The 13,309-nt window shown below is 69.5% G+C and carries 16 protein-coding genes; 12 read left to right on the top strand and 4 right to left on the bottom strand.

Translation table 11 applies throughout. From position 1 onward, the window contains the following. The first annotated feature begins 20 nt into the window (after positions 1–20). The gene (locus VGF64_14420; GenBank protein ID HEY1635955.1) at positions 21–1,433 is read left to right on the top strand and encodes a glycosyltransferase family 39 protein; all 1,413 of its coding nucleotides are present in this window, start codon (positions 21–23) and stop codon (positions 1,431–1,433) included. A gap of 17 nt (positions 1,434–1,450) precedes the next feature. Here VGF64_14420 and VGF64_14415 read toward each other — a convergent pair whose 3' ends face one another. After that, positions 1,451–1,720, bottom strand: coding sequence for a hypothetical protein (locus VGF64_14415; protein ID HEY1635954.1), 270 nt, complete (start codon positions 1,718–1,720; stop codon positions 1,451–1,453). A gap of 125 nt (positions 1,721–1,845) precedes the next feature. Between VGF64_14415 and VGF64_14410 the strand changes: the two genes are divergently transcribed. The 7 genes from VGF64_14410 (at position 1,846) to VGF64_14380 (ending at position 6,305) form a co-directional block, all read left to right on the top strand. Next, the gene (locus VGF64_14410) at positions 1,846–2,388 is read left to right on the top strand and encodes a DUF1697 domain-containing protein (protein HEY1635953.1); all 543 of its coding nucleotides are present in this window, start codon (positions 1,846–1,848) and stop codon (positions 2,386–2,388) included. A gap of 52 nt (positions 2,389–2,440) precedes the next feature. Continuing rightward, a complete protein-coding gene (locus VGF64_14405; GenBank protein HEY1635952.1) occupies positions 2,441–2,827 on the top strand; it encodes a DUF427 domain-containing protein in 387 nt (128 codons plus the stop codon). 31 nt (positions 2,828–2,858) lie between these two features. After that, positions 2,859–3,299, top strand: a complete 441-nt coding sequence (locus VGF64_14400; GenBank protein ID HEY1635951.1) for a nitroreductase family deazaflavin-dependent oxidoreductase — start codon at positions 2,859–2,861, stop codon at positions 3,297–3,299. A 70-nt stretch (positions 3,300–3,369) separates the two neighbouring features. Next, positions 3,370–3,741: a metalloregulator ArsR/SmtB family transcription factor gene (locus tag VGF64_14395; GenBank protein ID HEY1635950.1), complete on the top strand. Its 372-nt coding sequence runs from the start codon at positions 3,370–3,372 to the stop codon at positions 3,739–3,741. Next, positions 3,738–4,037: a hypothetical protein gene (locus tag VGF64_14390; GenBank protein HEY1635949.1), complete on the top strand. Its 300-nt coding sequence runs from the start codon at positions 3,738–3,740 to the stop codon at positions 4,035–4,037. Before VGF64_14395 ends, VGF64_14390 begins: the two co-directional genes overlap by 4 nt. Positions 4,038–4,125: 88 nt before the next feature. Continuing rightward, positions 4,126–5,337: a beta-ketoacyl-[acyl-carrier-protein] synthase family protein gene (locus VGF64_14385; protein HEY1635948.1), complete on the top strand. Its 1,212-nt coding sequence runs from the start codon at positions 4,126–4,128 to the stop codon at positions 5,335–5,337. A 155-nt stretch (positions 5,338–5,492) separates the two neighbouring features. Further along, the gene (locus VGF64_14380) at positions 5,493–6,305 is read left to right on the top strand and encodes a methyltransferase domain-containing protein (protein ID HEY1635947.1); all 813 of its coding nucleotides are present in this window, start codon (positions 5,493–5,495) and stop codon (positions 6,303–6,305) included. Positions 6,306–6,341: 36 nt separating this feature from the next. Here the strand turns inward: VGF64_14380 and VGF64_14375 are convergent, their stop codons facing one another. Next, the gene (locus tag VGF64_14375; protein HEY1635946.1) at positions 6,342–6,926 is read right to left on the bottom strand and encodes a DUF6069 family protein; all 585 of its coding nucleotides are present in this window, start codon (positions 6,924–6,926) and stop codon (positions 6,342–6,344) included. 286 nt (positions 6,927–7,212) lie between these two features. On the opposite strand from VGF64_14375, the gene VGF64_14370 reads away from it, so the two are divergent. The 3 genes from VGF64_14370 (at position 7,213) to VGF64_14360 (ending at position 10,911) form a co-directional block, all read left to right on the top strand. Beyond that, positions 7,213–8,814, top strand: coding sequence for an LCP family protein (locus VGF64_14370; GenBank protein ID HEY1635945.1), 1,602 nt, complete (start codon positions 7,213–7,215; stop codon positions 8,812–8,814). Between the two features lie 43 nt (positions 8,815–8,857). Continuing rightward, positions 8,858–9,637 (top strand): class I SAM-dependent methyltransferase, encoded by a 780-nt coding sequence (locus VGF64_14365; GenBank protein ID HEY1635944.1) that lies wholly within the window; start codon positions 8,858–8,860, stop codon positions 9,635–9,637. Between the two features lie 119 nt (positions 9,638–9,756). Next, a complete protein-coding gene (locus VGF64_14360) occupies positions 9,757–10,911 on the top strand; it encodes a branched-chain amino acid ABC transporter substrate-binding protein (protein HEY1635943.1) in 1,155 nt (384 codons plus the stop codon). Between the two features lie 40 nt (positions 10,912–10,951). On the opposite strand, the gene VGF64_14355 is transcribed toward VGF64_14360, so the two are convergent. Both VGF64_14355 and VGF64_14350 read right to left on the bottom strand, forming a co-directional pair. Then, positions 10,952–11,926, bottom strand: coding sequence for an acyl-CoA dehydrogenase family protein (locus VGF64_14355; protein HEY1635942.1), 975 nt, complete (start codon positions 11,924–11,926; stop codon positions 10,952–10,954). 7 nt (positions 11,927–11,933) lie between these two features. Continuing rightward, positions 11,934–13,118, bottom strand: a complete 1,185-nt coding sequence (locus VGF64_14350) for an acyl-CoA dehydrogenase family protein (GenBank protein ID HEY1635941.1) — start codon at positions 13,116–13,118, stop codon at positions 11,934–11,936. A 44-nt stretch (positions 13,119–13,162) separates the two neighbouring features. Between VGF64_14350 and VGF64_14345 the strand changes: the two genes are divergently transcribed. Continuing rightward, positions 13,163–13,309 (top strand): SDR family NAD(P)-dependent oxidoreductase (locus VGF64_14345; protein HEY1635940.1); only part of this gene is annotated, 147 nt, incomplete at its 3' end.

Genomic DNA, 13,309 nt, shown 5'->3' with positions numbered 1-13,309 from the left:
CTGCCAGCAGAACGGAGACGATGCCTCCTCCCGCCACTGGCCAACACGATCAGGTCCGCCCGACACGAACCGGACGGCTGCCATCGAGGGTCCGAGGCAGCCTCGCTGCACGGGTCCCCGACGGGTCCCGACGATTTTTCACCGCCCTGCTGCTCATCGTGGTCGTGGCCTTCGGGGTGCGCACCGCCTTCGTGCTCGGCGTGTCCCGCTACGACAGGCACTTCTACGACGCCGTCTTCTACCAGCTCGAGGCGCAGCAGGTGGCGACGGGGCACGGGTTCACCGACCCGTTCCAGGCGCTCACTCACCCCAACACACCGCTGCTTCCCACAGCGGTGCACCCACCGCTCACGGTCCTGGTGCTGACTCCGGTCGCCTGGGCCACCGGTGGCAGCGCCCTCGCCATGCGGTTCACGATGGTCGTGCTCGGGTCGGCCGCGGTGCTGCTCGTCGGCCTGCTCGGCCGGGAGATCGCCGGCACCAGGGTGGGACTTCTCGCCGCCGCCATCGCCGCCGTCTACCCGAACCTCTGGGTCAACGACGGGCTCATCATGTCAGAGACATTGACCGCTCTCACCGTTGTCATCGCCATGCTGCTGGCGTACCGGTTGGCGAGGCGGCCCCGTCTCCTGACCGCTGTCGGGCTTGGTGCCGTCTGCGGACTGGCCACACTCGCCCGGGCGGAGCTGGTCCTGCTCGCCCCTCTCCTCGCCGTCTGGTTCGTCCTGCCGAAGCACCGGGCGACCATGCGCAGGCGTCTGGCCCGAGCCGGGGCGATCCTCGTCGCCGCCGGCCTGGTGATGGCGCCCTGGGTCGCCTACAACCTGAGCCGCTTCCAGACGGCCACGTTCATCTCGACCAACGACGGGGCCACACTCCTGGCGTCGAACTGCGACGCCGCCTACCACGGTTACGGTCTGGGGCTCGTGGTCGACGCACCGGGCGTCTGTCTGCCCCGCATCCCGCCTGCGGGCGACGAGTCAACCGTCTCCAGGATCTACCGGGGCGAGGGCATCCACTACATGAAGGGCCACCTGCAACGCCTGGTCGTCGTCAGCGCGGCCCGTATCGGTCGCGACTGGAGCCTGTTCCGTCCGCTCGACATGCTGCAGTGGAACGAGAACGAGGGTCGCCCACAGTGGGTGACGGGATTGGGCCTCGCCTTCTTCTATCCGCTGCTTGCGCTCGCGATCGGGGGCGTCGTCGTCCTGTGGCGCCGCCGCGCCGGAGTCTGGCCCCTCGTCGTCCCTGCGGTCATCGTCACCGCGAGCACCTTCGCGTCCTACGGACAGACGCGCCTCAGAGTCGAGGCCGAGCCGTCCCTGGTCGTGCTGGCGTCGGTCGCCCTCGTCCCCGCCTACGCCAGCTGGCGGGCTCGGGTCCGCCCGTCGGCGACCACCGAGGCCCGGCCTCCGAGCCTCCACCCGGGTTAGCTACCTCGGTTCCTCGGCTAGGGAGGTCCGATCTCGTTACCGCCCTCGGCGTCCCCGTCCGTCCGGGCCACTCGGCCGATGTCTCCGAGCAGGAGGTCGCTCAGGCCGACCAGGTCCAGCAGGTCGCAAAGCTCGTCGCAGGCAGTGCGCAGGCGGATCGAGCAGCCCAGGCGTGTGGCGACGAGCTGCAGCCGCGCCAGCTCGTCCACGGCTTCGAGGCCCGGGCGACCCCACCACCAAAACGGCCAGGTTGCCAGCTCCACGTCGTCGCGGGCGAGCACGACCATCGCGTCCCGGTGTCGCTGCGCCACACTGCTACGACGACGCCCGGCACCGGGAATCATCGGCTGGGCCACGCGGGGCGGCCCGTGGCACCCGGGGACGGTGCCCGGGAAGGTGGCAGTATGCCGAGGTGCCGACCTACGTCGTGCTGCTACGGGGCATCAACCTGGCGGGGCGCAACCGGGTTGCCATGGGAACTCTGCGCCAGGTGCTGACCTCGAGCGGCCACCGTGACGTCCAGACGTACGTGCAGAGCGGCAACGTCGTCCTGCGCAGCAGGCTCCAGGAGAAGGGGGTCGCAGCCGACGTCCGCCAGCACGTGAGCGACACCTTCGGGCTCGACGTCGGTGTCATCGTGCGAAGCGCCAGCCAGATGGTCGAGGTGGCGGCCAAGAACCCGTTCCTCCAGCCGGGGGTCGACCATGGGAGACAGTTGCACGTCGGCTTCCTGGAGGCCGTTCCCGACCAACGCGCCATCGCGGCGCTCGATCCGCACCGGTCGCCACCCGATGTGCTCCACCACAGGGGCCGCGAGATCTACATCTGGGCCCCGAACGGCATCGGTCAGAGCAAGGTGCTCAACGGCCTCGACCGGATCCTCGCCACCCCGATCACCGTGCGGAACTGGCGCACGGTGACTGCCGTGCTGGACATGACCAAAGGGTTATCCTGAGTCCCCCGAGGCCCGCCGGAATGCCGGCGGACTCTGAGCCGTTGCCTGAACCATGACACAGGGTCACCAGATCACGATCACGCCTGCCGATCTCCACGTCGAGATCGCAGTCGGCGGCGAGACGGTCGCCGACTCGCAGCACCCGGTTCTCCTCGAGGAGACCGGCTTGCCCACGCGGTACTACCTTCCCCGCCAGGACGTGCGCACCGAGCTGCTCCGGCCCACCAGCACCGAGACGACCTGCCCGTTCAAGGGCCAGGCGTCGTACTGGTCGCTCGAGGTCGGCGGCGAGGTGCACGATGACATCGTGTGGAGCTACGAGTCTCCCATCCCTCAGGCGGAGGGCGTCGCCGGGCTTCTGTGCTTCTTCAACGAGCGAGTCGACCTCACGATCGACGGTGAGCGACAAGCCACACCGGAGACACCGTTCTCGCGCTAGACGAACGGGTCGTGGTGGTAGACAGGTCCGCATGACTCTGGAGGGAAAGTACGAGCCGAGCGCCTGGGAGCCCGTCGCTGACCAGGTGGACACCTACGAGCGGACGGGCGGCCAGGAGGGCGCCGAGCTGGAGGGCAAGCCGTGCGTCGTTCTGTGGACACGCGGTCGCCACAGCGGCGCCATCCGCAAGAACCCGCTCATGCGGATCCGGCGCGGCGACCAGTACGCAGTAGTTGCCTCCATGGGCGGGGCGCCCAAGCACCCGGTCTGGTACCTCAACCTGGTTGCCAGTCCGACCGTGAGCCTTCAGGACGGCCCCGACCTCAAGGACTACAGCGCCCACACGGCGACGCCGGCCGAGAAGGCCGAGTGGTGGCCTCGAGCCACTGCGGTATGGCCGGACTACGACAAGTACCAGCAGGGCACCGACCGGGAGATCCCGCTCGTCATCCTCGATCCCGTCGCCAGCTGACGACCTCGGTCCCCGGCCTGCTCGGGCCGCCGTCATGGACAAACGTTTGAACAATCGCTAAACTGTTGACATGACAGCGAGCCCGGTGACGCCTCGCAGCGTCGCGCCGGATGACACGGCCCTCGCCAAGGGCTGCGATCTGCTCCGGGCCCTCGGCACGCCTCATCGCCTGGCGATCGTCCTGCTGCTGGCCGAGCGCCCTCGGTGCGTGCACGAGCTGGTCGACGACCTCGGCATCTCGCCGTCCCTCGCCTCACAGCACCTCAGGGTGCTGCGCGGCACCGGACTGGTCACCGCCGCCCGCCAGGGCAAGGAGACCGTCTACACCCTGGCGGACGACCACGTCGCCCACATCGCTCACGACGCCATCACCCACGGCACAGAGCCCGGCCACCGGAGCTCTACCCAGTCAGATCCCACAACGGAGGTTCATCACCCATGACCGCTGACAACCACCAGACCCACGGCAGTCACGAGCACGCCCACGGCGTGAGCTGCGGGCACGTCGCAGTCCTTCATGACGACCACACCGATTACCTCCACGACGGCCACGTCCACCGGGACCACGGCGGGCACTGGGACGAGTGCGTCCCCGCCGTCCACGTGACCCACGACAGTCACGACCATACCCACGGTGAGGGCTGTGGCCACGCCGCCGTCGCCCACGACGACCACACCGATTTCGTCCATGGCGAGCACCGGCACGCGGCCCACGACGGCCACTGGGACGAGCACTGACCTGCCCCCTGCTGCCGCCTCCCCGCGACTCGGTCAGAGGCGGCGACGGGGCCGGAGACGCCGCCGTCCGCTCTAAGGTGGCGCCCTGATGCGATTGGTGTGGGGTGAGGCCGGAGCCCATGAGGTGACCGCCCGACGGGTGGCGATCACCGGACTGGGGGTCGTCTCCTGCTGCGGACTCGGGAAGGACGCCTTCTGGGACGGCCTGTGCGGCCCCGCGCCGACGGGCGAGCGCCGCGTCGTCGGCTTCGATCCGTCCCTGTGGCTCGGTCCAAAGGAGGTCCGCCGGGTCGACCGGTTCGGCCAGCTGACCGTGGCGGCGGCGGCCATGGCCGTCGAGGACGCCGGCGCCGTCGATGTCGACCCCGACCGGGCGGGCGTCGTCATGGGTACCGGCGCGGGGGGCATCGAGACCCTCGAGACCCAGTTCGTCGTCGAGCGGGACCGCGGCTCGGATCGTGTCTCCCCCTTCCTGGTACCCATGATGATGCTCAACGCCGGCTCGGCCCTGGTGTCCATGCGGACCGGGTGGCGGGGCCCGTGCGAGACGATCTCCACCGCCTGTGCGACGGGGACCCACGCCGTCGCCAACGCGGCGCGCCTCGTGGCGAGCGGCCGCTGCGAGGTCATGCTGGCGGGCGGCGCGGAGGGAGCCATGATCGACCCCGCTGTTGCCGCCCTGACCAACACGACCGCCCTCTCCCAGATCGGCATCTCCCGGCCGTTCGATGCCCGGCGGGACGGGTTCCTCATGGCCGAGGGCTCCGCCGCCGTCGTCCTCGAGGACCTCGAGCGGGCTATGAGCCGCGGGGCTCGCATCTACGGTGAGGTGACGGGGGCAGCGAGCAACGCCGACGCCCACCACATCACGATGCCCGCTCCGGGAGGCACCGGGGCGGCCGCCTGCATGGAGCTGGCGCTGGCCGACGCCGGCCTGGTGCCGAGCCAGATCGGCCATATCAACGCCCATGGCACCTCGACCCCCTTGAACGACGCCGCCGAGGCCGAGGCGATCGCCAAGGTCTTCGGCTCGCCGGGGCCCCCGCTGACATCGATCAAGGGTGTCACCGGTCACGCCATGGGAGCAGCCGGAGCCATCGAGGCCGTCGCCGTGGCGCTCTCGATCGAGCGGGGTCTCATCCCCCCCACCGCCGGATACGAGGACCCCGATCCCGACCTCCAACTCGACGTGGTGGCCGGGGCACCGCGTCCATGGTCACCAGCCCCCGTCCTGTCGAACTCGTTCGGGTTCGGCGGCCACAACGGCTGTCTCGTGGTGACCCCCGCGGCCACCGACTGAGCCCGGCTCTCGGCGGACCTCCCCGGCGTTCGGTCCCGGCGGGCCGGGGGACGGCACCCCGGTGCGTGCTCCCTCCGGTGCAGGGCTAGCTATCATCGAGCGCTGCGGTCGTCGGGACCTCCACGAGACTCGTGGGAGCATGCGGCAGAGGAGCCATGGACAGGGCGGTTCACACTCCCTACGAGGCCTTCACCCGCGATCACGCCTATCAGGCGGGCATCGATCACCTGGTCCGCTTCGCGGGGATCCAACCCGCGCAGGTGGTGATGGATCTCGGCGGAGGCACCGGTGCCATGGCCCTGGCCGTCCTCGAGCGGTGCGACCCCGCCGAGCTGATCATCGTCGAGCCCGACGAGACCGAGCTCGCCGCGGCCAGAGCCGCCCTCGGCGACCGGGCCCGCTACGTGCCGGCCACGGCCGAGCGCCTCCTCGAGCACGTCCGACCGGCTTCGGTCGATCACGTGATCGTGGCCAACGCCATCCACCTGTTCGAGGACCTCCCCCGCGCCACGACCAACATCTTCTCGGTCCTGCGACCGAAGGGGACGATGTCGGTCAGTACCGCCTTCCACCGCGACGCCAGCGGCGAGGACGAGCATCGACTGGCCAAGGCGACGCTGCTGCGTGCGCTGCGCCAGCTGCGATCCACCCCAAAGCGGGAGTCGACTGAGGAACGGCACTACAAGGGGCGCGAGGAGCTCTCACAGGAAAGCCTCGTCGACGCCCTGCGCCAGGCGGGGTTCGACGACATCACGACGGAGTTGGTGCCGATCGCCATCACGCCCGACTTCCTCGCCGCCTTCCTCCAGACCGACATCTTCGCGCTGGCCGTGCTACCCGACTACGACCCGGCGGTGTCGCGCCCGGTACTGGGCCAGGCGGTGATGGATGCGGCTGCCAACGACAAGACCGGCGGCCTCTACATGCGCAATTGGCTGTTCGCCAGGGCGGCGAAGCCGGCGAACTGACGCGATCGTCGACCCCCCTCGAAGGCGCCGAGGGGGCTAGCGCCCGTAGGGATCCCGGTAGGTGTCCCGGTACGGGTCCCGACGCGGTTCCCGATACTGGTCGCGATAGGGATCCTGGTACGGGTCCCGGTAGGGCCGCTGCGGCGGCTGGCCGGATCCGGACGGTGGCTGCTTCGACACGGTCTGTCCGAAACCCGAGATGAGGCCGATGACCGTGACCCCCACCGCGAGGTTGATCGCCGCCACTGTGACCTGCGACTCGAGGGTGGCGGACGCCGTGAACGGCAGGAGGACGGCCAGGGCCGTCACGATGCCCATGATGGCGCTGAAGAGCAGCTCCGGACGCGGCGCGCTGAGCAGGAGCAGATACATCAGGGCGGTCGCCACCAGCGTGGCCGCCGCCGCCCCGAGGGCGTACCACCCGGTGTTCACGTCGAGAAGGGCCCCGCCCCCCGTGTTGATGAGCACGTGGACATTGAGGACGCGCGCGACCAGCAGGCCCACGATGACGATCCCGGCGGCGACGAAGGCGGCGGCGACACCACCGGCCCAGAGCCTGATGGCGTCGACGCGAGGTCCCTGCCCCGCGCCACCCCCGTACGGATCGTCACGTCGACTCATGTCTGTGGTATCCCCCTAGCCAGCCAATGTTACCCCGGCTGAGTGGGATGTGGGCCCTGCGGTGACGGCCGCCGCCTGGTCGGACCCGGCGACCGCTGCTGAAAACTGATCGCCGACGATCCCGTCCCTCGTCACGGGCCGAGCCCTTTTCAACCAGGTCCTCATGTATGCTGCTCGGAACGCCGAACCACCAGGTATGGCCGCACCAGGGGGAGCCAGGTGGACGAGGTCCGGACCGACCAGCCCCTCGAGGCCACAGGCGGAGTGAGACGGCGGAGACCGCCAATTGCAGACGCTCAATGATACCGACACGGGGTCCTCGCGTACTCAGCGTCGACGGACTCGCGAGTCGGGCCGTCGCAGGCGCCGTCTCAAGCGGACGATCATCATCGGCGCCATTGCGCTGTTCGTGCTCCTGGGATCGCTCTTCGGCTATCTCTGGTTCCTGAACGGCGAGATCCACCGGGTGAAGGTGAAGGGGCTGGGGGCCGCGCCGAAAGCCGGGGTCATCAAGAACACCGAGAACATCCTCCTCGTCGGCTCGACCGACCGCTGCTCCCTCAAGCAGCAGAACCCCGCCTTTGGCCTCTGCTCCGAGGGCGTCACCGGGATCAACAGCGACGTGGTCATGATCCTCCACCTCGACCCCAACACCCACCGCGTGTCGATCCTGTCAATCCCCCGCGACACGTTCGTGCCCAACGCCAGGACCACCGGGGCCAACAAGATCGACACCGCCCTGTACCAGGGTCCGAGTCAGCTCGTGAGCGCCATCCAGAGCGACTTCGGGATCCCGATCAACCACTACGTGGAGCTCAACTTCGACACCTTCGCCGGCGTCGTGGACGCCTTGGGGGGCATCCGGATGTACTTCCCGATGCCGCTCTACGACGGTCTTGCCAGCCTCGACATCCCGACGGCGGGGTGTCAGACCCTGAACGGCTTCCAGGCCCTCGCCGTGGTGAGGGCCCGCCATCTGCAGTACAAGCCGCCCGGCGTCACGAGCACCGATCCACGCAGCTGGCCCCAGGACCCCGAGAGCGACCTGAGCCGGATCCGGCGGGACCACGAGTTCGTCCGGGTGCTCGCCAGCGCCGTCGGCAAGCGCGGCCTCGGCAACCCGTTCACCGACCGGGCCCTCGTCGCCGCGGTCGCCCCGAACCTCCAGGTCGACGAGGGCTTGTCGGTCAGCGACATGGTGAACCTCGTGCTGCGGTACCACACGATCGACCCCATCAACGCGCCCCAGCTCACCATCCCGGTCAGCGTGAACAACAGCCTCTCGTACGTGTACCAGGGCACCGACTACGGCAGCGTCGAGCTCCCGAACCAGCCGGCCGACCAACAGGTCATCGATCAGTTCATGGGCGAGAAGCCGAACACCGACGCCATGACAGGGAAGGCGCTGCCGCCGCCGTCATCGGTCAACGTGGCCGTCCTCTCCGGGACGGGCGTAGCCAGCCGGGCGGAGACGGCCGCGTCCCAGCTCCAGACCCTGGGCTTCCACATCTCCACCACCGGCACCGGTACGTACCAAGGGCCGCTCTCGGAGACGCTCGTGACCTACGCCAGCCCGGCCAACGAGGCCGCGGCGCAGACGGTCGCCCACAACCTGTCCGGCGCCGTCGTCCTGGCCCAGGGCCCGACGCCGCCGGGCGCCGACGTCAGCCTGACGACCGGATCGGATTTCACCGTGAACCCGCCGCCAGCTCCCACCCCACCACCCGCGGCCGGACCCTCCACCACCGCGGCGCCCCCGACCAACACGACCACTGCGCCGGCGGGCACGTCGGCCAACAGCCAGCTGAGCGCCCCCACCCCGGCGATGACTCCGCTGGCGCCCTTCGATCCTCGCTCGTGCACTCCCTCCGGTGGACCGGGCCCATAGCCCGACCGGCCCTGGAGGCGCGACCAGCTAGTGTCTCCGCCCGATGGCAATGGGAACGGCAATGGACGGATGCCGGCTCGAGCATTGCGGGGCGAAGGACGTCGTCTCCGCGGCCAGCCAGGTCGAGGGCTGGCTCACTGACGAGCAGGCACATCAGCTGTGGCACTCGGCCTCGCCACTTGAGCCGAAACAGCGGATCGTGGAGATCGGCAGCTTTCGTGGTCGATCGACCATCGCCTTGGCGTTGGCTGCGCCCGAGGGCGTCGAGATCGTGGCGATCGACCCCCACAGTGGCGTGGACCGGGCGCCGCAGGAGAGCACGCTCAACCTGGAGGTCGGTGCCGAGGACGCCGAGGTCTTCGCCAGCAACCTGCGTCGCTTCGGGTTGACCGACAAGGTCAACCATATCCCGAAGGAGTCGTTGCGCGCCCTCGACGACGTTCCCCGACCGGTCGACGTGCTTTTCATCGACGGCGCCCACGGGTTCAAGGCCGCCCGGCAGGACATCGTGTTCTACGGCGACCTCCTGCCGGACGGGGGCACCATGCTCATCCACGACTCGTTCTCGTCCCTGGGCGTCACTCTCGCACTGATGGCGACCCTCTTCACCAGCAGACGGTTCCGGTACGCCGGTCGCACCGGCTCGCTCGCCGTCTACCTCAGGGCCGACCTCACGCCGGCCGAGCGGATGCGCAACTGCGGGCTCCAGATCGCCCAGCTTCGATGGTTCGCCCGCAACTTCGTGGTCAAGGCGCTGGTCCTCCTGCACCAGGATCGTCTGGTCAGGGCCATGGGTCACACCACCGGCCCCTGGCCCTTCTGAGGGCTACCCCAACTCACCTGGCCCGCCCCGGGCCCAGCCGCCGTTTTCGGCTCCGCACGCAGGGGTAGACAGCACGCGCTGAACTCAGCCTGGGGATCGTGACATCAAGGAGGATGGCGATGGGTCCTCCCATGCGAGCACGCTGGCGGCTCTTCGTAGCCGCCGCCGTACTGACTCTGGTGGCCGCGGCATGCGGGTCGAGCTCGTCCACCGGCTCGGGGAGCGGTGGTGGGGCGGTGAAGGTCGGGTTCTTCGGCGCCCTCACCGGGAACAACTCACCGCAGCTCGGCATCAGCATCGACAACGGCGTGAAGCTCGCCGTCCAGCAGTACAACGCCAAGGGGCAGGGGCCGAAGGTGGCCCTGGTCCAGTACGACAGCCAGGGTGATCCCGCCCAGGCACCCCAGCTGGCTCAGAAGGTGATCACCGACCACACCGTTGCGCTGGTCGGGCCCGCCTTCTCCGGCGAGTCGAAGGTGGCCGACCCGATCTTCCAGCAGGGCCGGATCGTCAACGTGACGCCGTCGGCGACCAGCCCCACCCTGGCGAGCCATGGGTGGACCTACTGGCATCGGGCAGTCGGCAACGACAACTCGCAGGGCCCGGCGGCCGCCGGCTACATCGTCAACAAGCTCAACGACAGGAGGGTCGCCGTCATCGACGACAACAGCGAGTACGGCAAGGGGATCGCTGACATCGTGTCGTCGACGTTGCCCAGGAGCGGTGCGACGGTGGCCGTTCGCGACCACATCGACCCCAAGGCGACCGACTACTCGGCGACGGTCAACGCCATCAACGCCGGGAACGTCGATGCCGTGTTCTACGGTGGCTATTACCAGCAGGCCGGCCCGCTCGTGAAGCAACTGCGCGATGCCGGCAACAAGGCCACCTTCGTGTCCGACGACGGCACCAACGATCCTGGCTTCGCGGCCGCCGCCGGGCCCGCCGCTGCGGGCTCGTATGTGACCTGCTCGTGTGTTCCGACACCCTCGACTCCGGCGGGGCAGGCTTTCGCCACCGCGTACCAGAGCGCCGCCGGCACGGCGCCCGGCACCTACTCGGCACAAGGCTACGACGCCGCCAACTTCATCCTGGCGGCCATCCGGGCCGGTCACACCACCGGCAAGGCCATCAACTCCTACCTGGCGCGCCACTCGTACGACGGCGTCATCGGAACGCTGAAGTTCAACCCACAGGGTGACATCAACGCGCCGCCGATCGAGGCGTACCAGGTCCAGAACGGGTCGCTCGATCCCGTAGGAATGATCTCGTGACTGCCCGCGCTGACGGCGACCATGAGCACGATCGGAGGCGTCAGATCAGGGCGGCCATCACTTCGGCCTGAGACTGGGCCGAGCCGAACACCGTGTCGAGGACCCGGGCCCGCTTGAGGTACAGGTGGGCGTCGACCTCCCAGGTGAAGCCCATCCCCCCGTGAACCTGGATGCACGCCTTGCCATTCACCAGCGCAGCTTCGCCCGCCATCAGCTTGGCGGTGGAGACGGCGCGCCGGACGTCTCCGACGCCGGGATCATCGAGGTGCACGCCGGCGGAATAGACCGCCGCCCGGGCCACTTCGGTCCGCACCAACATGTCGGCCAGGATGTGCTTGACGGCCTGGAACGACCCGATCGGTCGCTCGAACTGCTGGCGCTCCTTGGCATAGGCCACGGCCATGTCGGTGACCGCCTCGGCCAGACCGAGGAGGAGGGCGGCGGCCAAGGCCGTCCCGTCCAGTCGCCAGGAGGCGGCCGTGTCGGCCCCGGCCAGCTGGGTGCCCGGCGGCAGCTGGTCCACCGTGTGCAGAGGTGTCAGCGGGTCCAAGGGGTGTGGTACCAGCTCGCCCTTGACGGCTGTGGGGTCGACTTCCCACACCCCGGTGTCGTCCAGCACCAGCAGTCGGTCCAGGGCGGCGAGGTGCTCGACCACCAAGGGCAGCGGACGGTCCTGGGCTCGGCGCTCGACGCCGCCGACGACCTGGTCTCCGGACCCGGCCCCGTCGACCACCCCGGCCCCCAGATGGGTCCACAGCAGCGGTCCGGGCACGAGGGCCCGGCCGAGCTCCTCGAACACGAGGACGGCCTCGCAGCTGCCCAGGCCGACGCCGCCAGCGGCCGCCGGGAGACGCAGGGCGAACACGCCGGCGTCGGCCAGGCGGCGCCACAGGGCCCGTTCCACCCCGCCCTGGGCCTCCAGTGACCTGACAGTGTCCATCGGGTACACACCGGCGCACAGCCTGCGCACGGCGCCCTGCAGCGCCTCCTGGTCGTCGCTGAGCTCGAAGTCCATGAGCGCCTCAACGCTCCCGGGGCAGGCCGAGGACCCGCTCGCCCAGGATGTTGCGCTGGATCTGCGAGGTGCCGGCGGCGATGGAGATCGACATGGCGTGGACCCAACCGTGCACCTGCTCGCCGCTGCCGGGACCCGCCAAGTCGTCGAACGAGAGCCCCGCCCGGTCCAGGATCCGCAGGGCGAGGTCGCCGAGCCGGTGGCGCACCTCGGAGTAGTGCAGCTTGAACACCGATCCCCCGACGCCGGGCACGCCGGTCCGGGACGCCTGGGAGACGTTCCTCTTGGTCAGTGACCAGAGGGCGTCGAGGTCGGCCGCCAGGTGCCCGAGCTCACGCCTGATCCCGAGGTCGTCCCAGGGATGGGCCCCGTTCCCAGTCGACCGGGCAATGCCGACGAGGCTCTCGAGCAGCTCGATCGACTGGAGCAGCTCGCTCACGAAGGCCGTGCCCCGCTCGAAGCTGAAGGTGACCATGGCCACCCGCCACCCGTCGTTCTCGGCGCCGACTCGGTTGGCCACCGGCACGCGCACCTCGTCCAGGAACACCTCACTGAACTCCGCCGACCCGTAGATGGTGCGCAACGGCCGGACCTCGACGCCGGGGCTGTCGATGGGCAGGATCAGCCAGGAGATGCCCCGGTGCTTCGGCGCGTCGGAGTCGGTGCGGACCAGCAGCTCGCAGAAGTCGGCCACCTCGGCGTGCGAGGTCCAGATCTTCTGTCCCGACACGACGTAGTCGTCGCCGTCACGCACGGCACGGGTGCGCAGGGAGGCCAGATCCGATCCCGCACCGGGCTCGGAGAAGCCCTGGCACCAGACCTCGTCGCCGCGAAGGATTGCCGCGAGGTGGGCCTCTTGGACCTGCGGGCTGGCCTCCGCGATAAGGGTGGGGCCGGCGTGCAGCAACCCGACGAAATTGACCCCGACGTAGGGGGCGCCCGCCCTCTCGGACTCCTCGAGGAAGATCAGGTGCTCGGTGGGGGTAGCGCCGCGGCCGCCGTACTCCTTCGGCCAGTTGATCCCGGCGTACCCGGCCTCGTAGAGCTGCACCTGCCAGGCGGTGTCGTACTCGCGACGGCCGGGCCAGTCGGTGACGTGTGGCTTCGGTGGCAGCGTCGGCAGCACCGTCGCGAGCCAGTCCCGGAGCTCGGCCCGAAACTGCCGCTCGTCGGGTGAGTCGCGCAGGTCCACGCGCGCAACGATAACCTGACGACCCGTCAGAAAAAGAGGAGACCATGGGCCGGCTTGATGGCAAGGTCGTGATCGTGACCGGCGCCGGTCAGGGTATCGGCGCCGGGATCGCTCTCGCGGCCGCCGCTGAAGGTGCGTCGGTCGTCGTCGCCGGCCGAACCCTGGAGAAGGTCGAGCGGACCGCCGCCGAG

The sequence above is a fragment of the Acidimicrobiales bacterium genome (genome assembly GCA_036491125.1).
In the GTDB taxonomy this organism is placed as follows: Bacteria; Actinomycetota; Acidimicrobiia; order Acidimicrobiales; family AC-9; genus AC-9.
This window is presented reverse-complemented; position numbering and strand designations above follow the sequence as displayed.

Bases quoted from the DNA above. Each gene is read 5' to 3' on its own strand.
- VGF64_14400 (HEY1635951.1), top strand. From the start codon at position 2,859: ATGACTCTGGAGGGAAAGTACGAGCCGAGCGCCTGGGAGCCCGTCGCT.
- VGF64_14390 (HEY1635949.1), top strand. From the start codon at position 3,738: ATGACCGCTGACAACCACCAGACCCACGGCAGTCACGAGCACGCCCAC.
- VGF64_14420 (HEY1635955.1), top strand. From the start codon at position 21: ATGCCTCCTCCCGCCACTGGCCAACACGATCAGGTCCGCCCGACACGA.
- VGF64_14385 (HEY1635948.1), top strand. From the start codon at position 4,126: ATGCGATTGGTGTGGGGTGAGGCCGGAGCCCATGAGGTGACCGCCCGA.
- VGF64_14380 (HEY1635947.1), top strand. From the start codon at position 5,493: ATGGACAGGGCGGTTCACACTCCCTACGAGGCCTTCACCCGCGATCAC.
- VGF64_14355 (HEY1635942.1), bottom strand. From the start codon at position 11,926: ATGGACTTCGAGCTCAGCGACGACCAGGAGGCGCTGCAGGGCGCCGTG.
- VGF64_14360 (HEY1635943.1), top strand. From the start codon at position 9,757: ATGGGTCCTCCCATGCGAGCACGCTGGCGGCTCTTCGTAGCCGCCGCC.
- VGF64_14365 (HEY1635944.1), top strand. From the start codon at position 8,858: ATGGCAATGGGAACGGCAATGGACGGATGCCGGCTCGAGCATTGCGGG.
- VGF64_14375 (HEY1635946.1), bottom strand. From the start codon at position 6,926: ATGAGTCGACGTGACGATCCGTACGGGGGTGGCGCGGGGCAGGGACCT.
- VGF64_14395 (HEY1635950.1), top strand. From the start codon at position 3,370: ATGACAGCGAGCCCGGTGACGCCTCGCAGCGTCGCGCCGGATGACACG.
- VGF64_14415 (HEY1635954.1), bottom strand. From the start codon at position 1,720: ATGGTCGTGCTCGCCCGCGACGACGTGGAGCTGGCAACCTGGCCGTTT.
- VGF64_14405 (HEY1635952.1), top strand. From the start codon at position 2,441: ATGACACAGGGTCACCAGATCACGATCACGCCTGCCGATCTCCACGTC.